At 43.1% G+C, this 20,318-nt stretch carries 18 protein-coding genes and 2 pseudogenes; 12 read left to right on the forward strand and 8 right to left on the reverse strand.

All coding sequences use genetic code 11. From position 1 onward, the window contains the following. Positions 1–346: 346 nt before the first annotated feature. From FFL34_RS13000 to FFL34_RS13010, 3 genes are all read left to right on the forward strand, one after another. Complete coding sequence (locus FFL34_RS13000) at positions 347–868, forward strand: DUF3231 family protein (RefSeq protein ID WP_138603798.1); 522 nt, start codon at positions 347–349, stop codon at positions 866–868. 281 nt (positions 869–1,149) lie between these two features. Beyond that, on the forward strand, positions 1,150–1,752 hold the full coding sequence (locus FFL34_RS13005) for a superoxide dismutase family protein (protein ID WP_138603799.1): 603 nt from the start codon (positions 1,150–1,152) through the stop codon (positions 1,750–1,752). A gap of 261 nt (positions 1,753–2,013) precedes the next feature. Then, positions 2,014–2,940, forward strand: coding sequence for a ketopantoate reductase family protein (locus FFL34_RS13010; protein ID WP_138603800.1), 927 nt, complete (start codon positions 2,014–2,016; stop codon positions 2,938–2,940). Positions 2,941–3,007: 67 nt separating this feature from the next. Here FFL34_RS13010 and FFL34_RS13015 read toward each other — a convergent pair whose 3' ends face one another. Further along, a complete protein-coding gene (locus FFL34_RS13015; protein WP_138603801.1) occupies positions 3,008–4,498 on the reverse strand; it encodes a glycine betaine uptake BCCT transporter in 1,491 nt (496 codons plus the stop codon). Positions 4,499–4,858: 360 nt separating this feature from the next. Between FFL34_RS13015 and FFL34_RS18295 the strand changes: the two genes are divergently transcribed. After that, positions 4,859–5,020 (forward strand): hypothetical protein, encoded by a 162-nt coding sequence (locus FFL34_RS18295; protein WP_171046369.1) that lies wholly within the window; start codon positions 4,859–4,861, stop codon positions 5,018–5,020. A 41-nt stretch (positions 5,021–5,061) separates the two neighbouring features. On the opposite strand, the gene FFL34_RS13020 is transcribed toward FFL34_RS18295, so the two are convergent. After that, positions 5,062–5,505, reverse strand: a complete 444-nt coding sequence (locus FFL34_RS13020) for a YwnF family protein (protein ID WP_138603802.1) — start codon at positions 5,503–5,505, stop codon at positions 5,062–5,064. Between the two features lie 374 nt (positions 5,506–5,879). On the opposite strand from FFL34_RS13020, the gene csaA reads away from it, so the two are divergent. From csaA to FFL34_RS13050, 6 genes and pseudogenes are all read left to right on the forward strand, one after another. Further along, positions 5,880–6,212: a chaperone CsaA gene (gene csaA / locus FFL34_RS13025; RefSeq protein ID WP_138603803.1), complete on the forward strand. Its 333-nt coding sequence runs from the start codon at positions 5,880–5,882 to the stop codon at positions 6,210–6,212. A 124-nt stretch (positions 6,213–6,336) separates the two neighbouring features. Beyond that, a pseudogene (locus FFL34_RS13030) lies at positions 6,337–7,112 on the forward strand (3-hydroxybutyrate dehydrogenase). 19 nt (positions 7,113–7,131) lie between these two features. Then, a pseudogene (locus tag FFL34_RS13035) lies at positions 7,132–8,308 on the forward strand (acetyl-CoA C-acetyltransferase). A 257-nt stretch (positions 8,309–8,565) separates the two neighbouring features. After that, positions 8,566–8,958 (forward strand): VOC family protein, encoded by a 393-nt coding sequence (locus FFL34_RS13040; RefSeq protein ID WP_138603805.1) that lies wholly within the window; start codon positions 8,566–8,568, stop codon positions 8,956–8,958. Positions 8,959–9,081: 123 nt separating this feature from the next. Further along, complete coding sequence (locus tag FFL34_RS13045; RefSeq protein WP_138603806.1) at positions 9,082–10,464, forward strand: FAD-binding oxidoreductase; 1,383 nt, start codon at positions 9,082–9,084, stop codon at positions 10,462–10,464. A 135-nt stretch (positions 10,465–10,599) separates the two neighbouring features. After that, complete coding sequence (locus tag FFL34_RS13050) at positions 10,600–11,478, forward strand: cytochrome c oxidase assembly protein (RefSeq protein WP_171046370.1); 879 nt, start codon at positions 10,600–10,602, stop codon at positions 11,476–11,478. 13 nt (positions 11,479–11,491) lie between these two features. On the opposite strand, the gene FFL34_RS13055 is transcribed toward FFL34_RS13050, so the two are convergent. From FFL34_RS13055 to FFL34_RS13070, 4 genes are all read right to left on the reverse strand, one after another. Beyond that, entirely contained in the window at positions 11,492–12,028 is a 537-nt protein-coding gene (locus FFL34_RS13055) for a hypothetical protein (RefSeq protein ID WP_138603808.1), read from the reverse strand. 5 nt (positions 12,029–12,033) lie between these two features. Further along, the gene (locus FFL34_RS13060; RefSeq protein WP_138603809.1) at positions 12,034–12,249 is read right to left on the reverse strand and encodes an aspartyl-phosphate phosphatase Spo0E family protein; all 216 of its coding nucleotides are present in this window, start codon (positions 12,247–12,249) and stop codon (positions 12,034–12,036) included. A 382-nt stretch (positions 12,250–12,631) separates the two neighbouring features. Beyond that, the gene (gene ald, locus FFL34_RS13065) at positions 12,632–13,750 is read right to left on the reverse strand and encodes an alanine dehydrogenase (protein WP_138603810.1); all 1,119 of its coding nucleotides are present in this window, start codon (positions 13,748–13,750) and stop codon (positions 12,632–12,634) included. A 120-nt stretch (positions 13,751–13,870) separates the two neighbouring features. Continuing rightward, positions 13,871–15,133: a PucR family transcriptional regulator gene (locus tag FFL34_RS13070; protein ID WP_234031498.1), complete on the reverse strand. Its 1,263-nt coding sequence runs from the start codon at positions 15,131–15,133 to the stop codon at positions 13,871–13,873. 241 nt (positions 15,134–15,374) lie between these two features. Here FFL34_RS13070 and FFL34_RS13075 point away from each other — a divergent pair, with 241 nt between their 5' ends. Next, complete coding sequence (locus FFL34_RS13075) at positions 15,375–16,472, forward strand: YkvI family membrane protein (protein WP_138603811.1); 1,098 nt, start codon at positions 15,375–15,377, stop codon at positions 16,470–16,472. A 181-nt stretch (positions 16,473–16,653) separates the two neighbouring features. Here the strand turns inward: FFL34_RS13075 and FFL34_RS13080 are convergent, their stop codons facing one another. Together FFL34_RS13080 and FFL34_RS13085 are read right to left on the reverse strand one after the other, a co-directional pair. After that, positions 16,654–17,364 (reverse strand): NAD-dependent protein deacylase, encoded by a 711-nt coding sequence (locus FFL34_RS13080; RefSeq protein WP_138604747.1) that lies wholly within the window; start codon positions 17,362–17,364, stop codon positions 16,654–16,656. Between the two features lie 100 nt (positions 17,365–17,464). After that, positions 17,465–18,874 (reverse strand): sigma-54 interaction domain-containing protein, encoded by a 1,410-nt coding sequence (locus tag FFL34_RS13085; RefSeq protein ID WP_234031499.1) that lies wholly within the window; start codon positions 18,872–18,874, stop codon positions 17,465–17,467. A 208-nt stretch (positions 18,875–19,082) separates the two neighbouring features. On the opposite strand from FFL34_RS13085, the gene FFL34_RS13090 reads away from it, so the two are divergent. Then, entirely contained in the window at positions 19,083–20,291 is a 1,209-nt protein-coding gene (locus FFL34_RS13090; RefSeq protein WP_138603812.1) for an ornithine--oxo-acid transaminase, read from the forward strand. Positions 20,292–20,318 lie beyond the last annotated feature (27 nt).

Raw genomic sequence — 20,318 nt, forward strand, 5'->3', positions numbered from 1 at the left:
CATAGCAAAAATGCACATTTTGTCAATAAATTCGTTTAATTTTTATTTTGCAAATAATGCTAGTGTCTTTGAAAAGCTCCTGGTTGCTCATTTTTGCGCAGCGGTCGTTTAACACTCATACAAAATTATGTCGCATTATATATCAAATATGTTGAAAAACATCGAATCATTCATCCAACAAGTTAACTAGTGTAGTATATGTCCAGCTCTCTTCATTTTTTCAAGTCTTATGTGTTCATTTCGGGTTGCAAAAGATTAAGTTAAGATTTTTGTTTTTAAATGTATAATAAACCTCATACCGATTAACCTACTCAACGTAACAACTATTTTTAGGAGGCTATAAAGGATGGGTATGTTTAGCGGTAACCAAAAACAGGAACCGATGCATTATGGTGAAGTATTTGGTGTATGGTCGGCTTTAACTTTAGCTAAGGGACAATTGACGGCCTATCAAGTGTACTACAACCATGCTGGGGATGAGGATCTAAAAGAATTTATTAAGGATATGGTGGAGAATGTTATTAAACCTGCCATAGAAGAAAATGAAAGCTTGTTGAAACAAAACAGTGTTGGGTTGCCTGTTGCTCCCCCAGAGCGTTCACAAGCCAATCGTGAAGATATCCCAGTAGGTGCGCGGGTCATGGATCCGGAAATTTCAGCAGCCATCTCAAAAGATATTGCTGAAGGATTAGTTGCAGACAGTATGCTGATTGGACAGTGTATCAGAGAAGATATCGCCGCGATGTACGGCCAATTTCACATGAAAAAAGCTCAGATGGGCGCGAAATTGTTAAAAATGAATAAAGCGAAAGGCTGGTTAATTTCACCTCCTGCTCATAAAACAAGTAAAACAAACGAGTCGGATTAAAAACAAAGGCGGAAGCGCCCTTGCAGGCTAAGAACGCGACGTCCTGTGCGGGCGCCGGCACTAGTACGTCCTGTACGTCGGAGCCGGACGTGGCTTAACCTTGCAGCAAAAGTTATATCGCTAAATTTTGTATCTTTAAACAAATGAAGCCTGAGTCAATACCCCTCAAGCGCTGACCAAAGCGCTTGGGGGATTTCTATACTAAATATACATAAAATGTTTAACATTACGCTGTTGCGTATACAATTATAGTGACAATGTAATTGAAAAGGGGTTTTGCAATGAAACGCGTAGTTGTACTTCTATTTCTATTAACCATAGTGGCTGTTCTCACGGCATGTGGTGATAATGAAGACGATGATAACGGAAATACGCAGAACAACGCGGATCAGGAAGATAAGGCTGTTGAACAAGACGATGATAGTGAGGATTCCGAAGAGATTCAAGTCGACCTGCAAAATGGTGATAAAGAATCTGTCGGTATTGCGACGTTAGAAGAAGAATCGGACGGTGTGGAAGTCACGATTGAGGGCGAGAATCTCCCGAAAGGCACGCATGCTTTCCATGTCCATGAAAAGGGAGTCTGCGAGGCACCGGACTTTAAATCGGCAGGAGGACATTTCAACCCGGGCGATACTGATCACGGATTCGATACCCCGAATGGGCCGCATGCGGGTGATATGCCTAATATAGCAGTCGGCGAAGATGGCACCGTAGAACAGACATTCCTTTTAAAAAATGTCACCTTGGATAAAAACGATGATCTTTCACTCTTAGGAGAGAACGGGACTGCGCTTGTCATACATGAAGGTGCAGATGATGGAAAATCGCAACCATCCGGAGACGCCGGCAGTCGACTGGCTTGCGGTTCCATTAGTAAATAAAGTGAACAAATGAATAAAGTCTGCTTAAACCCCAAAGGGATATCCTTTGGGGTTTTCATGGTGCAACTGAACTCCATGAAAACTCCTGTCTCTACAATCTAAAAAACTTTTGACATGTTATCCGGCATTTGGTTCCTAGTACACAATTATAGCTGCTTTTAAGGACCACATCAAAAATGGCTCATACGAATACAATAGACAAATAGGCAAATAAAATGTATTCTAAAAATTAATGAAAATACAGTAGGAGGGTCATTTCTTTTGCATATTGTCGTATTAGGTGCTGGAGCATTAGGTGCATACTTCGGCGGACGTTGGATGGAATCAGGGGCAGATGTAACATTTTTAGTAAGGGAAAAACGAGCAGCGCAGATTAGAGAAAATGGTTTGAAAATAAATAGTACGCAAGGGGATTATGAGTTAGAGAGCCCTCAAGTAGTAACGGATCCGAACGATATTCAGGCTGCAGATCTCGTGCTGGTAAGTGTAAAGGGCTATCATCTGGATGGTACGTTGGATTATTTGAAATCGCTCAAGAAAAAAGGAGCATACGTACTGCCGGTCTTGAATGGCATCGAACATATACGTACGTTGCAGAACGAGCTTGGTAAGGAATGTGTGCTTGGTGGCCTCGCTTTTATATTTGCGACCTTGAATGATAAGGGGCATGTTGAACATACTGGCGAGAACCATCAATTAATTTTTGGACCGCTGGAGGCTTCACAGCAACGTATCTGTGCCGAGTTGGATCGGCTATCACGGAAAGCTGGGTTTGTTGCCAAATATAGTGACCATATTTCATTTGAGCTTTGGAAGAAATATATGTTTATTACTGCGCTATCAGGGATAACTGCAGCCGCGAACCTGCCGATTGGACCTATTCGTGAGCATGCTGAAACATTCCATATCGTCAAAATGATCTTGCGTGAGATGCAGTCATTAGCTAACGCATATGGTGAAGCTATTCCGGATGCGGAAGTGGAAGCTGCGATTCAGAATATACGAACATTCGATCCAGAAGCCACTTCATCCATGCATAAAGATCGCCGAAAAGGGGTGCAGCTTGAAGTCGACCATTTGCAAGGTGGTGCGGTACGATTAGCAGCGGATGTAGATTTGGAAGTCCCCTATATAAGAACTGTTTTAGGATTGATCAAGCCTTTTGAGCATGGTCGATATAAATGTTGACATAATGACAGAAACCATCCCACAGAAAGACAGTCTGCAGGATGGTTTCGTCTTTTCAATTCAATGCTTATCTTCTCCGATTGATAACCTGTAATTCTCTGCTAAGTGCTTTAAACAGTGCAATAACCATGAGGATCATGATAAATGAGAATGGGAGTGCGGCGACAATAATGGTGTTCTGGATCGCCTGCAATCCACCGACATAAAGCAGAATGAGTGCGACCGATGATTGTGCGATACCCCAGGTAATTTTTATCCCGTTTGGCGGCTCAAGCGAACCGTGGGTCGATTGCATCCCGAGAACAAATGTTGCTGAGTCGGCAGATGTAATAAAGAATGATCCAATCAAAAGAATCGCAACGACCGATAAGATTAACGACATTGGCAACTGATCAAACATATTAAACAGCACCAGTTCCGTTGCATGTTGTGTCAAATCAGTACCACTGTTTTGCACATCACCTGCTGTTGTTCCGAATGCCGCATACCAGATAGATACTACTAGTGTCGGTAGAATCAGTACACCAGTCATAAATTGGCGAACAGTACGCCCACGTGATATACGTGCGATAAACATGCCAACAAATGGAGCCCAGGATATCCACCATGCCCAGTAGAAAATGGTCCAAGCATCAAGCCAACCCCGATTGTCACCTTCCAGTGGGGAAGTACGGAAACTCGACTTAATAAGGTAATCCATATACATGCCAAATGTTTCCGTAAACATGTTTAAAATCAGCAATGTAGGCCCGACAACTAACACGATGATAAGCAGCACGATGGCAAGCACCATATTTGTATTTGACAAATATTTGATTCCCTTACTTAAGCCAGACCACGCTGATATAAGGAAGAGTATGGTGACAACGGCTATAATCATGAATTGGGAGCTAAAGTCAACGTCAAGTCCGAATAGATGTGACAGTCCGCCGTTTATTTGTACAGCGCCAAAGCCTAATGATGTTGCGACACCAAATACGGTTGCGAAAACAGCAAGCACATCGATTACTTTACCGAGCGGACCATTCACCTTTTCACCGAATAAAGGCTTTAGGGTGGAGGAAATTAGACCAGGTTCCTCTTTTCGAAATTGAAAAAATGCCAGTGCCAGTGCAGTAATCCCGTACATGGCCCAAACATGAAGTCCCCAGTGAAAATAAGCATATGTTAGTCCTTCCTTAAATGCCTTTCCAGAGCCTTCATCAGCTGTTGGTGCATTAGACATATAATGAGACAATGGTTCAGCAGCTCCGTAGAAAACAAGTCCGATTCCCATCCCGGCCGAGAAAAGCATAGCAACCCATGTTGGTGTGGAGAAATCGGGTTCCTCATTGTCTTTGCCAAGACGAATTTGCCCGTATGGACTAAGTGCAATGAAAATGGAAAATATGACGAGAGCTGACATTAAGAGCATGTAATACCAGCCAAATCTTGTGGCTACAAATGATTTGATGTTTCCTGTTATTTGTTCAAATTGTTCGGGAAAAACAGCACCAAAAAAAACAGTTATAATAACGAGTGCAACCGTAACGTAGAAAACTCTTGAAACTTTCTTCATGAAACCCCCTGCATAAAATGTTTGACGTGATTGATGCGCATCATGCTAAACCGAACTATGTGCAAGTAGAGGTGTTAAGTAGAGGTTGTTAAAAGAATGGTATCGCCCCTTTCTTTTTTTACTAGTTTAATATTATACTTAATTTTAAAAAGAATTCAAGCGTCATTCATTTCTTTTTTCTTCTCATTGTCTCAATGGTTCTGTAAGCAGTGAAACGCTCGCTAGGAGCGATTTCCTTTCATTGCGGTGCCTGAAAAAGGCAATTGTCAATATTGAGGGCAACGAGATTATTTGATAAAGTAAAATTTCAGTCAGTGGACGCAGAGGTATAAAATCTAAGGTATTGGAGGGAAGAGGCGTATGTGGGAATTCAAATATGTCCTTTATGCATTTTTGCTGGGAATCATTGCGTTGTTCACAGGGGAAATAGTGACATTCATCATGCTTGGGTTTATTTTAGTAACCTTGACGAATATCAATAACACGCTGAAAACGATGCGGGACGGTAAGCCAAGCGAATGAAAAAAGAGAACCTCCTGATATAGGGGTTCTCCGTTAGTTGATTAATCCTCCATCATTTTCTTCCGCTGTTGTTCTTCAGACAAGAAATTGAAGAAGGTCTGCATACTGAATTTAGGTTTGGCTTTTACACTTTCAATATATTTATCTTTTGTATAGTCGTTGACGTGCTCACTTGTTTTAATTCGTTCTATGATGTGGTCCATCCCGATTTGCCGTATTTCTTTATTCACATGTCTGGACTCTTTATATAAGGCTGCTCCAACTGCTCCGACGAAGGCATAGATACCAATCGTAATTAGCATGTCCTGTGTGTAGCCATTGACGACAAGCATGAAAAATAGGTTGATGATGGACACACTGAGCAGTGGAATGGCGATGAATGTATACTTGGAACTCTTTTTTAACTTTGGTTTCACCAATTCGTTAATCGTTTCAAGTTCCCGTTCAATGAACGTTGGCATCCCCTTAGCCATATTGTTATTCATATGCATAATCCGCTCCTCAAAAAAGTAAATGATTCCTATAATCGTCCGACAGCATTTAATGTGATGCCGGGAAAATTCAAATCGTGAAAGAGATCTTATCGCTTTCTGATAGGTCTTGATGCTAAACATATGAATCCCTTATAGGAATATATGCTTATTTTTATTATATAATGATAACAAGTTTTTGTCATTCTAAATGCTTTCTTTTTATAAGGAAAAAAAGCAGGAGTTTGCTCATGTGTGACGAAATGTATTAATAAGGTGAAATTTCAATTAATTACATTTCCGTATATAGAACGTGTTAAACGGGTGTCCATGCAGAACGTCGCACATCGGGATTTTATCCATCATATATGTAATTGGAGGAGAACATCATGGCAACATTTGAAGATTTCATGGAGCTGGATATGCGTATTGGAACTATTTTGAAGGCGGAACCATTTCCGGAAGCAAAAAAGCCTGCAATTAAATTGGAGATTGATTTTGGTACGGAGATTGGTATCAAACAATCGTCCGCGCAAATCACCAACAGATATGAACCGGATCAGCTAATTGGACGTCAGGTAGTTGGTGTTGTAAACTTCCCGTCGATGCGGATTGCCGGATTCAAATCTGAAGTATTGGTACTCGGTGGTGTACCTGAAGAAGGAGATGTTGTGTTGTTGAAGCCAGATGAACCGGTAGAAAATGGCACAAACATTTCATGATATAATAGGGAAGCATGCGAAAGTTTTTGGCCTCTCGCGCGTATGATCGAGAACGTGCAAGTTGGTATCATTATTTTCAGAAGACGATACGTGGTAATGCTTGGCGCGGGAAAGGAATGGAATAATGGTTGATAATAAAGTCTGTTTATTACAGGAGCTGCAAGCGGAATTGGCTATGAGACTGGTGCAGCATTTGCTAGAAACGGTGCAACGGTTGTTTTGTCTGATAAGAATAAGGACAAAGTGGAACAGGTTGCTAATGAATTGGTAAATGAAGGTTATAGTTGCATTGGCCTCAGATGTGATGTAACCAATGAGGAAGAACTTAAACAAGCGATTGATCAAACGGTCGAAACATACGGCAGGCTGGACGTTTTAATCAACAATGCCGGATTGCAGCATGTGGCATCTGTGGAGGAGTTCCCAACAGAAAAGTTCCAGCTCATAACCAACGTCATGCTTGTCGCGCCGTTTATGGCGACCAAACATGTTTTTCCAATCATGAAAGAACAAGGCTTTGGACGAATTATTAATATGGCCTCAATCAATGGTCTGATCGGTTTTGCTGGCAAGGCTGCTTACAATAGTGCCAAACATGGTGTGATTGGATTAACAAAAGTAACTGCCCTTGAAGGAGCGGAGCATGGCATTACCGTAAACGCTATGTGTCCGGGGTATGTAGATACGCCGCTTGTTCGCAATCAGTTTGAGGACTTGGCGAAAAATCGTAATATCCCAGTGGAAAAAGTGCTTGAGGAAGTACTGTATCCATTGGTTCCGCAAAAACGGTTGCTGCAAGTGCAAGAAATAGCTGATTATACAATGTTCCTTGCCAGTGACAAAGCAAAAGGGGTTACCGGTCAAGCAATCGTCCTGGACGGCGGGTATACGGCGCAATAAAATCATTGGAGGAGAGAAAATGGAAAGTGTACATATTCTGGAAGGGGCGAGAACTCCTTTTGGCACGTTCGGCGGCAGTTTGAAAGATGCTGATCCGACAATACTTGGTGTAACGGTAAGTAAAGAAGCAATCCGGCGTAGTGGGGTGAATGAGGAAGATATCGATTTAACGGTCATGGGCAATGTCATTCATTCCGCCCAAAATGCCCCGTACCTCACGAGACATATCGCACTAAAGGCGGGCATCCCAATGGCAAGTCCGGCGTTGACCGTGAATCGGCTGTGCGGTTCAGGGCTGCAATCTGTTGTTTCTGCTGCCCAGTCAATCACGCTGGGTGATGGTGATGTCGCACTGGCCGGTGGTGTGGAAAACATGAGTCTGGCACCTTATGCATTGCGAGGGAGTCGGTTCGGAACAAAATTGAAAACACCACAAATTGATGACATGCTCTGGGCAACGCTAACAGATGAATACATCGGCGCTGGTATGGGTGTTACAGCAGAAAACTTGGCAGCAGCGTATTCTATTACGCGTCAGGAACAGGATGCGTATGCAACTTTAAGCCATCAGCGTGCGGCAGAAGCAAGAAATAATGGAACGTTCAGCGAAGAGATTACCCCAGTCGAACTAACTACTAGAAAGGGAACTGTAACGGTTGATACGGATGAACATATCCGGGAAGATACGACCGTTGATAAACTTGGTAAGCTGAAACCTTCGTTTAAACAGGATGGCACTGTCACCGGCGGAAATGCCAGTGGAATTAATGACGGTGCGGGAGCTGTGGTTATCGCAGGGGGGAGGATACGTGCAGCGACACGGGCTCAAGTCTGTTGCGAAAATTGTTTCTTACGGCATTGCAGGGGTGGATCCGTCCATGATGGGCATTGGTCCGGTCCCGGCTATGAAACAAGCTCTTACAAAAGCAGGAATGACGTTCGATGATATGGACCTGATTGAAGTAAATGAAGCATTCGCTGCCCAGTATCTGGCTGTCGAAAAGGAATTAGGGCTGGACCGTGATAAGGTTAACGTTAATGGTGGAGCTATTTCTCTTGGCCATCCTATTGGTGCTAGTGGAACGAGAGTATTGTACACCTTAATAAGAGAGCTGAAACGGCGGAATCAAAAATATGGCATAGCTTCTCTCTGTATCGGAGGAGGACAAGGAATTGCCATGGTTGTAGAAGTATAATAAGGCCGAATGGTCATTTGTAGATGGTGCGGTTGTTGCCTGTTGGGGCAGCGACGGCACCCTTTTTTTAAAAGTCCTTTATCTCCCGCGACGTGCAGGCGCAGTCCGTACGTCGCTACGACGCACAGGACGTCGCGTTCTTAGTCTGCAAGGACGCTTGCGCCTTTGTTCTCCATCTAGTAGTTTTTGACTTTATTGACTATTGCATTAAAATTCAAGTAAATTCCTGCTATAATGGAATAGAATGGAGGTTGGACATGCGAATTAACGTAACAAGTGTATTTGTAGATGATCAGGATAAAGCGCTTCAATTCTATACAGATGTTTTAGGTTTCCAGAAAAAGAGGGATATGCCGGTTGGTGATGGTGAATTTAAATGGCTTACCGTTATATCACCGGAAGATCCGGGTGGGGTTGAATTGCTTCTGGAGCCAAATGATAACGAAGCGGCTAAAACGTATCAACAGGCCATTTATGAACAAGGGATTCCCGCTATATCGTTCGTTGTGGATGACATTTGGGCGGAATATGAACGAATGAAAAACAGAAATGTGAACTTCATAGTTGAGCCAACCGATTCCGGGCCGGTGACATTTGCCATTTTCGATGACACATGCGGAAATCTGATTCAATTATCACAGGCCAGGTAAGCAAGTGTCTTCTAATAACGTCAGAAAATATAAAATATGGATAACCTTATAAGAAATCTTCCGCGTTCTCTATAGGGCGCGGCTAGGCCTGAGTTTTTCTAATAATAAAGGGGGAGCATGTTTATGCAGGATACAGCAAAACGAATGGAGTTAGTGGAAGCATTGCAGAAAGTGCTGGCAGCGGACCGTGTGACGATGAATGAAACCATACTCGAGCAGCACAGCTCGGACGAATCTTATCATAAAGCCCATTTGCCTGATGTTGTCGTGTTTCCGGAAAACACTGCAGAAGTAAGCGAGATTATGAAGTTGGCCACTTACTTTGATATGCCTGTTGTGCCTTATGGCTATGGATCCAGTCTGGAAGCCAGTGTCATCCCGCACCAAGGTGGTATCACGATTGATTTTGCCAACATGGCTAGTGTTTTGGAAGTACGAGAGAATGACTTTTTGGTCAGGGTGCAGCCAGGTGTGACACGGTCGCAACTGGAGAAGGAATTAAAAAAATACGGTCTGTTTTTTACCGTCGATCCCGGGGCAGATGCGACACTAGGCGGTATGGCTGCAACAAATGCAAGCGGAACAACATCGGTTAAATATGGCATCATGCGTGACCAGGTTCGTGATTTGGAAGTTGTACTGGCGGATGGGTCTATCATACATACCGGCAACCTTGCAGAGAAATCGTCGTCCGGGTATAATTTGAACGGACTTTTCGTTGGCTCGGAGGGTACGCTTGGCTGCTTTACCGAACTGACGTTAAAAGTGACGGGAATTCCGGAACACATCATGGCTGCCAGGGCTGAGTTCTCTACGGTTGATGATGCGGTCAATGCTGTTATCACCATCATACAGGCGGGGATTCCGATTGCCAGAGTAGAATTAGTTGATGAAGAAGCCATCAGACAAATGAATGTATACAGTGATACTACTTATCGTGAAGTCCCTACCTTATTTCTGGAGCTCCATGGAAATGAAGCAGGCTTGCAGCATGATGTCCAATTTATGGAAGAGATTGTGACGGATATGAATTGCCGGCAGATCGAGTTTGAGACAGATACAGCCGCCCGTAATAAGCTTTGGGAGGCTAGGCACCATGCCGCATATGCGTTTATTCACAATCATCCGGGCAGAAAACAGATGGTTACCGATGTCTGTGTACCGATTTCCGAGCTGGCCGGAGCGGTGAAAGATGCGCGTAAGGCGGTTGAGGCATCAGGTCTTTCCGGGGGAATTGTCGGCCATGTTGGTGATGGTAATTATCATATTCTGCTCATGCTTGACCCGAATGACTCCATCGAGGTTGAAAAGGCAAATAAAGTCAACGAGCAAATAGTTGGATATGCTTTGGAACGTGGAGGTACATGCACTGGAGAACACGGCGTTGGTACCGGCAAACAAAAATATCAGAAACAGGAACATGGTGATGCACTTCTAGTAATGCGAAAAATTAAACGCGCACTAGACCCGGATGATATTTTAAATCCTGGGAAGATTATCGAGTAGCTACGCAAAATTGAGCGTGTCATTACTACACTTGGATTCGGCCGGCAGATCAAAAGAAAATCAATTTGTATCAATTTTTCGTATAATTTGTTAAAATAAAAGAGAGTGGTCTACCAATTAAATGGGGATGATACATTGAGTAATTTGTTAGCCAATTATGCATGGTATGAACTGGTGGGGTTGGTCACACTGGTAGTCGCGGTGCTGCTCTGTTATTGGTATATCAACACAATTATTAAAGCACCTCATTACAATGTGACAAACAAGCAGAAGACGTATTTTTTTATAGCAGTTGGTTTGTTTTACCTTGTGAAAGGAACGCCGTTTGATGTCATTGCAGATGATTATTTGATCAGTGCGCTTGTGCTGCAGCTGTCTGTCATGTCCTTTGTTGCAGTCCCGCTTTTCATCCTGAGTTTGCCGGTTGAGTATTTGTCCGTATTTTTCTGGCGCTATAAACGTGCAAAAATTGCTAGGATGATATTTGCTCATCCCTGGCCACTAGCGGTTGTGTTTAATGGGCTAGTTACGTTGTTCCTTATTCCATCGATTTTTGATATCATTCACGCCAACGCTTGGCTGCAATTTCTCTATGAAGTTCTGTTAGTTACATTCGCTTTTCTGACGTGGTGGATTATCATTCAGCCATCCAGAGATATAGCCGACCACAGTTATTTTATGCGGGTCGCGTACGTATTTTTTACAGCTCTATTTCTAATGCCGATTGGTATTTTTCTACTGGTCGTACAAGATCCACTTTATACAGCTTACATGGACGTGGCAGGCGAACTGCTCCCGGCACTGTCCGCTGTTTATGACCAGCAATTGGCAGGTGCGCTGCTAAAAGTCCTTCAGTTGTCCAGTTACTCATTTGCCTTGTTTTATCTGTTGAAAATGTGGGGATTGAATGAGTGGGAAAATGAAGGGGAAGTTGATGATGATAAACGCGTTGTACAGGGCATCGTAATTCAATTGAACGACCGCAACAAACGGAAAAAGGGAAGAAAACGATAAGGAAAATAATGCTTTATACAAACAGCTTGCAGCGGTTTTCGGCAAGCTGTTTTTTCGTTGTTGGAAAATGATAGACTTCAGTTACTGTGGACAGCAGAAGTACCAAATCCAGCCGCACCCAGCTTCGATACATCAACGGATAAGGGTTGAACATCGACGGATTAGCGGCACACATCAACGGATTAGGGTGGAACATCGACGGATTAGCGGCACACATCAACGGATTAGGGTTGAACATCGACGCTTTAGCGGTACACATCAACGGATAAGGGTGGAACATCGACGGATTAGCGTCACACATCAACGGATAAGGTAGGAACATCAACGCTTTAGCGGTACACATCAACGGATTAGGAAGGAACATCAACGCTTTAGCGGTACACATCAACGGATTAGGAAGGAACATCGACGGATTAGCGGCACACATCAACGGATAAACGGTGAGGATCAACGGACCGTACTTCAGAAGGTTGCAGTCATGGCAGGTAGGTGTTGACGGTGAATTAACGGGCCTGATCAGCACCGTTCTGGAAACGACACGAAAGAACACACTGATTAAGCACCAATGTGTTCTTTTTCTTGACTGGTATCAATGTAACTTCTTGATGTTCTCTCTTTATAGAGGTATTGTGTCCGACGGATGTTCATGTTTAATAAGACATCAAGTTGCTGGCTGCATTTGATGGTTCGTCGGTCTGCTAACCCGTACTTTTCGCCGAGTTTAATCATTTCTTTTCTTTTTTTAGAAATCGCTATCCGCAGTGCAGGCATAATTACATACTTCCCTTCAATGTACTGATATGTATATAGATAACATGAGTCGTTTGTCTTAGAAGCACACGAAAACTATTATGTCTATTCATACATAAAAATGCAAGTTGTTCAGCAAACAAAGTCAAAAGAATACATAACTCGACAAAACATTTTTTTATCATGTTTCGCTAAACTGCGTGGGTAAACAAGCTGTAAGGCCCAATGGCAATGGCTTTAATGGTTTCGTGATGAATCGACGCTTCCAAGTTGCCCCAGCTGATTGGTGCTCAAGTCCTAGATGTTGGGAATGTATTTACATACTAATTTAAAGAATAACTGGCAATTTTCGGCATACAAGAAAAAAGCTGCCTGAATTGGCGCACAGGCAGCTTTGCTTTAATTATTTTGCGAGAACATCGTCAACGGATTGAAAATCAAAGCCAAGGTCATGTGCGACTGCTTCATATGTTATTTTGCCGTTTAGGACGTTGACGCCGGTTTTGATAGCCTGACTGTCGGTAATTGCCTTTTCTACACCCTTATTGGCGAGTTGTAGAGCATAAGGAATCGTTACGTTTGTCAGTGCAATAGTCGCTGTACGTGGAACAGCACCAGGAATGTTTGCTACAGCGTAATGTAGTACACCATGCTTTTCATAAATCGGATCATCATGTGTTGTGATATGGTCAACAGTTTCGAAGTTTCCGCCCTGGTCGATGGCTACGTCAACAACCACGGAACCTGGCTGCATAGATTTAACCATGTCCTCTGTTACCAACTTAGGCGCTTTTGCTCCCGGTATTAGTACGGCACCGATGACCAAGTCTGAATCTTTAACCGATGCAGCGATATTGGCTGGGTTAGACATTAGTGTTTGCACACTTCCGCCAAATATATCTTCCAGCTGACGTAACCGGTCTGGATTTAAGTCGAGAATAGTAACGTCTGCACCAAGACCTAACGCAATTTTTGCAGCGTTGGTACCAACCATGCCGCCGCCGACAACGGTGACTTTTCCACGGCTCACTCCAGGAACACCGCTTAGCAGAACGCCTTTACCACCTTTTGCTTTTTCAAGGTATTGTGCACCAAGCTGTGATGCCATCCGACCTGCTACTTCACTCATTGGTGACAGCAGTGGCAGCGTATTGTTGACGGTAATTGTCTCATAGGCGATGGCTGTAACACCTTTTTCGGATAGCGCCTTTGCCAGTTCAGGCTCGGCGGCCAGGTGAAGATAAGTAAAGAGAATTAGGCCTTCACGGAAGTAATCGTATTCGGATGGGAGTGGCTCCTTGACTTTCATAATCATATTCGCCTTTCCCCATACGTCTGAAGCGCTTCCAGAAATTTCAGCACCAGCTGATTTATATTCGTCGTCAGTGAAACTGCTTCCGACACCAGCATTGGTTTCAACGAGCACAGTGTGTCCGGCATTCACCAGGTTATCAACCCCGGCTGGTGTGATTGCAACACGGTTTTCATTATTCTTGATTTCTTTAGGTACACCGATAATCATTATAACTTCCTCCTAACAAATAAATTCTACAATTATTATACCCCTTTTAGATAAACGATTCATTAGTTGGAAACCAAAAAAGAGCAGGGCTGTTTGTTAACATTCACAAATAGCCCTGCTTCAATCATTTATTTTTTCAATTAATAAATCTAAGTATAGTGTAATTTTTTGGTTGGTGTCTTTTAAGTCAATTTCTCCAATGTCAGTAATGCGCTTCAACCGATAATTTAGCGTGTTAGTATGGACGTGTATCTGTTTGGCCGCATTGTGAACATTACTGTCACAATCCAGGTATGCATGAAGTGTTTTTACTAGCGCGGAGCCGTTTTTCTTGTCATAGGCCCTTAATCGTTCAATCGCGTCGTTTCGGTAATTATCACGATTCCTAATAGCGTTTAGATCTTGTAAAAATTGATATATGCCAAGTTCATGGTAGCCATAGACATGCTGTAATGAATCCGGTAACTGTTCTTTTAGTTCAAGAACCTTCATTGCCTGTCTGTAGCTGTCTTTCATATTTTCGGGTGAGTCGTAAGTGAGGCCGAAACCTCCCTTAACATGACCAATGTTTAGCCTTGCTGTCAACTTTTGTATAAAGTCCTGTATCAATGTTTTCAGTTTATTATTGGGATTGGGCGTGGATTCTAGGTTTACAAGCATAATTAGTTGATTCTCGTTGAAAATCCGGCAAACAGCATACGGTTGATATAATGTTTCAATTAAGTAATAGGCATGTTTTTCAATTGTCGGGGTAATATCGTAACTAATTTCAATCATGGCAATGCACAGGGAATTACCGAATGCTAGGCCAAAGCGTTTAGCTTGTTGGCTGATTTCACCTGGTTGCTGCAAATGGCCGACTAGCAGCTGCCAAAAAAATTCCTGATAGCTTTCCTCGGATTGTTTCTTTTTGAGGTGATGCTGGTGCAACTGATTTTTAACGAGTTTGGCAGCATCTTTCATTAGCGACATTTTTTCATTTGTAATTGTTGTATCATTTGTCTGCGCCCAGATAAAGCCAAGCACGTCATGATGCTTATGGACTGACACGGCAATGCGGTTTCCCAGACCAACCTTTTCAATTGCGGGGACAAAAACGGGGTCATTGCTTTCGAACAAACGTGACATGACACCACTTTCCCAGAGACTCGTAATGACATCTTCCGGTACACTTCTCCGCATAATCGTCGCTATTCTCGCCTCATCAACATTTTTATCATGTTTGCTGTACGAAATAATCCGGTGATTGGCGTCCTCGATAGTAATCGGGCATTCCAGTATTTCTGCAATGCGATCGGCCAGTCCTTCCGGTGAATCCAGTGTATCCCGAGATGTTTTTGAGTAATCGGCAGAATGGCTCATGAATATGTCTCCTTTATTCATGGAATACCCCTCCATCATACCACGGTCTTGTTCGCAAGGAAACTTTAATATTCTGGCGGAGTCATTTGGCACAGAGGAAATTTGCATTATTTTGTGTAATTAAACAAATAATTAACGTTAAGTTTTATCTATTTACTAAACAAAAGGTGAATCTATCGTGGTATACTAAAAATAGTATAAATTTTTCAATGAAAACGTTTTACCATAGTCAACTGGTTATCGGCATCTAAAGGGGGATACGATGAAAAAAATACTACAAATTGCAAGCGCTTTTATTGGAATTATTGTTGGAGCCGGGTTTGCTTCGGGGCAGGAAATTATGCAATACTTCACTAGCTACGGCTACCTTGGGACAATAGGTGCAATCGTTGGAACGGCTTTATTTGCATTTCTTGGGATGACTATCATGAGGGTTGGTACCCGAACACAGGCAGTATCACATAAAGAAGCTGTTTACACAATTAGTGGACGCTATCTCGGGGTGATTGTGGATTATGTTCTCATTTTCACATTATTTGGCGTAGGGGTAGTGATGATTGCCGGTGCGGGTTCGATACCAAGTCAGCAATTCGGGCTACCGTCAGCTTTCGGGATTATTGTGATGACTATTTTGGTTATTGCGGTTGTCATGATGCGAATTGATAGGGTAGTTAAAATCATTGGTAGTATAACACCGTTTTTAATATTTGCTGTATTGCTTATTTCGGCTTATAGCTTATTTACAATGGAGACACCGTTCAGTGGTCTTGTAGAAACAGCTAAAGAGCAATCGTCTGCTTTATCGAGTTGGTCTACTTCGGCTGTAAATAATTGGTTTATATCGGCTGTTAATTATGTTTCGTTCAACCTTGCAGTTGGTGCCTCCATGTCACTGTTAATGGCCGGGAATGAACGCAATGAAAGGGTTTCAGCCATTGGTGGTCTCTTGGGAGGTCTCGGCATCGGAATTCTGATTGTACTCAGCCATTTAGCAGTCTTTTCAAAAGTCGATGTTGTAGCAAGCTTTGATATGCCAATGCTGAAGATTGTTGACGATATTTCTCCAGTGTTGGGTAATGTTTATGCGATTATTTTATTTGGCATGATTTTCAATACAGCGGTAAGTATGCTATTTTCGCTGACAGCACGGTTCACAAGCGTGGGGACAAGCCGTCATAAACTATTCGCACTGATCGCCGGAGCTGTTATGTTCTTCTTAAGTTTTGCCGGCTTTAAAGACCTTGTCGCTTTCTTCTATCCACTAATCGGAGCGCTTGGACTATTCCTGATTTTAGCGTTAATTGCTGCATCGTTTCGAATGCCAGCGAAAAACGAACAGCAAAAAAGAGCTTCATCTTAATAAATAGACAGCGGATCTCTGCTAAATATGGATGAACTTAACTGAAATCAAAAGGTGTACCGATACGGTATGCCTTTTGATTTGCCTAATTGTCTATTCCGGCGGACAGGTAAGTATATTGAATGATGCGATCATAGTACCGTGATTCTTCTCCTGCGAAAGACCACACCTGCTGTTAACTTCATCTGGCATTATCCCATTCTTGAAGCACGTCGCCGATTTGCCGGTGATGAATGACTTTGTCGGCAAACTTGTCCAGCTCGGTCGGTTCGCGGTTGACAATCACCAGCTTTGCGCCATTGTCTTTAGCGATAAGCGGGAATTGATTGGCTGGTGTCACGCTGAGCGATGAACCGAGCACAATGAATAAATCAGCCTTTTCAGCCTCAGTGAGCGCCGTTTGAAAGGCTTGCTGCGGTAAGGTTTCCCCAAATAGCACGATGGAAGGACGCAATATCCCTCCACATTCGCAATAGTAATCACGATCGACGTATGCTTCACTGCTGTATTTGCGTCCACACGACTGGCAATGCAACTTTTGCAAGGTCCCGTGCAGTTCAGCCACATGCTTACTGCCGGCAACCTGATGAAAACCGTCTACATTTTGTGTGATGATGGACTGTATAAGCCCTTGGTTTTCCCAATCGGCTAGAATCTGATGGCCTTTATGGGGCTTATAATCTTTCACATTAAGAACGCGCGAACGGTAAAAGTCAATGAATGCATCCACATTATTATTTAATGCGTCCGTATTGGCGATTTTACTCGGATCCTGTTTATTCCACAGGCCATGGCTGGACGAGCGGAAATCAGGCAGACCGCTTTCAGTGGACATACCAGCACCGGTGAAAATGACCGTGTATCGTGATTGATTAAGCCAATCGTTCATTATGTTCGAGCCTCCATACATAGGTTTTTAACTAAATATATCATGTTACAGGATGGTCATAAAGTTTGGCGTTTTTATCGTAAACTTTGGCGATTTGAACGCTCTACAGTCCAAACTTCCGCATTCGGTATTGTAAGCTTTGTCTGCTGATGCCAAGTTTTTTTGCGGTGTGAGAGATATTATTCTTGTTCTCGATCAGTGCTTGCTGAATATAAAATTTTTCCGCTTCGGCCATTTTTTCTTTTAATGGACGATTTTCGACACCCTCACCACTCAGGTTTAATAGGCTGCTTGGAAGTTTGTCCGCGTCTTGCTGATATTTTTTCCGGAATTTCATGGGTAAGTTACCTACAGTAATGGAATCCTCGTCAAGAATAAGGTTCATGGCGCCTTCAATAGTATGCTCTAGTTCACGCACGTTACCAGGCCAATCATGCTCGTGAAGAATCTGCCTGGCTTCGGAGCTGATACCTTTTACATCCATTTTAAATAGTTTGTTGTATTTTTCGATAAAGTGCTTTGTTAACAAGTCTATATCTCCTTTACGCTCGCGCAATGGCGGTACAAATAGAGATACCACACTCAGTCGGTAAAACAAGTCTTTTCGTAAATGGCCGCTGGAAATAGCGTCGATGGGGTCTTCATTAATAGTTGTGATAATACGGACGTCGACTTTTTTGTCTTTCAGGTCTCCAATTCTTCTGATTGACTTTTCCTGAATGACTCGTAACAGTTTTGCTTGCAGAGAGGGATCAAGCGAGTTGATCTCGTCCAGCAGCAATGTGCCGCCATCCGCTTGTTCAAAGAGTCCCGGTCGATCAGTCGCTCCGGTAAACGCGCCCTTTTTCGTGCCGAACAGAAGACTTTCCATTAGGTTATCCGGAATAGCGGCACAGTTTTGCGAAATAAAAGGTGCGCTTGAGCGTGCGCTGCCATTGTGGATACTTTGTGCGAACAATTCTTTCCCTGTGCCAGTTTCGCCGGCGACCATGACGGATGACGTCGTTCTTGTCGCCCGTTTTGCCTCGTCGATGACAGTAAGCATTGGTTCGCTATGTCCGATGATTTTGTCAAAAGTAAAGTTTGTGTTTTGTTTATTTAATACGTTTTCCTTAATAACATGTTCCAGTTGTGTTACATCACGGGCGATTTCGACAGCACCTGTAATTGTGCCGTTTTCGATAATTGGGAATGAGTTGTTGATGGTTGTGATTTCTTTTCCTTTATAGTTAAAATACGTTTGCTTCGTATTTTTGGTAGATTTACCAGTCGTTAGTGCCTGTACAAGTGTACTGCTTTGGCTATCCCTGAACTTGAAAACATCGAGTAAGTTTTTTTCAAGAACATCCTCGCTTCCCATGGATTCAATCTCCATCATTTTTTTATTATAAATAATGGTTTCACCGTTTTTATTAATGACATGAATCCCTACGTCAACGGCATCGAGCAGCTGCTGATAAAGAGCATTCATGTTAATTGGTGTCTGGACATCTCGTTGATTATTAATCGGCATGCTATCACCTCATTTATTTATAGTTTACTAGATACCTAGACAAATCGCAAAATTTATTTGCATGAAGTATCGTTAACCCCGCCTTATTGCAAAATTAATTTGCACAAAATTCCTTTTTATTTTCTGGAAATCCTACTATTACAATGTTTGATATGTTGGCATGGAATTTGCATATTATATGGTGGAAGAACATTTAGGAGGTTATGTGATGAAAGTAAATACATTCAATCAAACAGAGGAAATTATTGAACAAACTGACCAGTATGGTGCGAGAAACTATAAACCGCTTCCTGTTGTTGTATCTGAGGCAGAAGGAGTCTGGGTAACCGATCCGGAGGGTAACCAGTATATGGATATGCTTAGTGCCTACTCTGCAGTGAACCAGGGGCACCGTCATCCGAAAATTATGGAAGCCTTTAATCGTCAGGCAGGACGTGTTACACTGACATCACGTGCATTTCACAATGACCAGCTAGGGCCATTTTATGAAAAGGTTTCCAAGCTGACGAATAAAGACATGGTACTGCCAATGAATACAGGGGCTGAGGCAGTTGAAACAGCTATAAAAGCTGCACGCCGCTGGGGGTATGACCAAAAAGGCATTGCAGATGATCAGGCCGAAATCATTGCGTGTGAAGGTAGCTTCCATGGCCGGACAATGGCTGCGATTTCCATGTCAGCAGATCCGGATAACAAACGTGGCTTCGGTCCAATGCTACCGGGGATTAAAATCATTCCTTACGGTGATATTGACGCGCTGAAAGAAGCAATTACGCCAAACACCGCCGGATTTATCATGGAGCCAATTCAGGGTGAAGCAGGTATTATCATGCCCCCTGAAGGTTTTCTGAAAGAAGCTTCTGACGTTTGTCGAGAAGAAAATGTCCTGTTTATTGCTGATGAAATTCAAGCAGGTCTCGGACGTTCCGGTAAAATGTTTGCTTGTGACTGGGAAGGTGTGACACCGGATATGTACATCTTGGGCAAAGCGCTTGGTGGCGGTGTGATGCCAGTTTCCTGTGTAGCAGCGAATGAAGGGGTGTTAGGCGTGTTCAACCCTGGATCCCACGGGTCTACATTCGGCGGGAATCCATTGGCATGCGCGGTGTCCATTGCAGCACTGGATGTCATTGAAGAGGAAGAACTGGCTGCACATTCCAACCGGCTTGGAGACTATTTTCAGAGCAAACTGAAAGAGATCGATAATCCTATCATCAAAGAAGTTCGCGGCAAAGGCTTATTTGTCGGTGTTGAGCTGGATGAACCGGCGCGACCGTATTGCGAGCAGCTTAAGGAAGAAGGACTGCTATGCAAAGAGACACATGACAATGTCATTCGCTTTGCACCACCGCTTATTATCAGTCAGGAAGAGCTTGACTGGGCAATCGAGAAAATTTATCAAGTTTTATCAAACTGAAGAACAATATGAAGCAAGGAAGTGAAT

This window comes from Lentibacillus cibarius (assembly GCF_005887555.1).
In the GTDB taxonomy this organism is placed as follows: Bacteria; Bacillota; Bacilli; order Bacillales; family Amphibacillaceae; genus Lentibacillus; species Lentibacillus cibarius.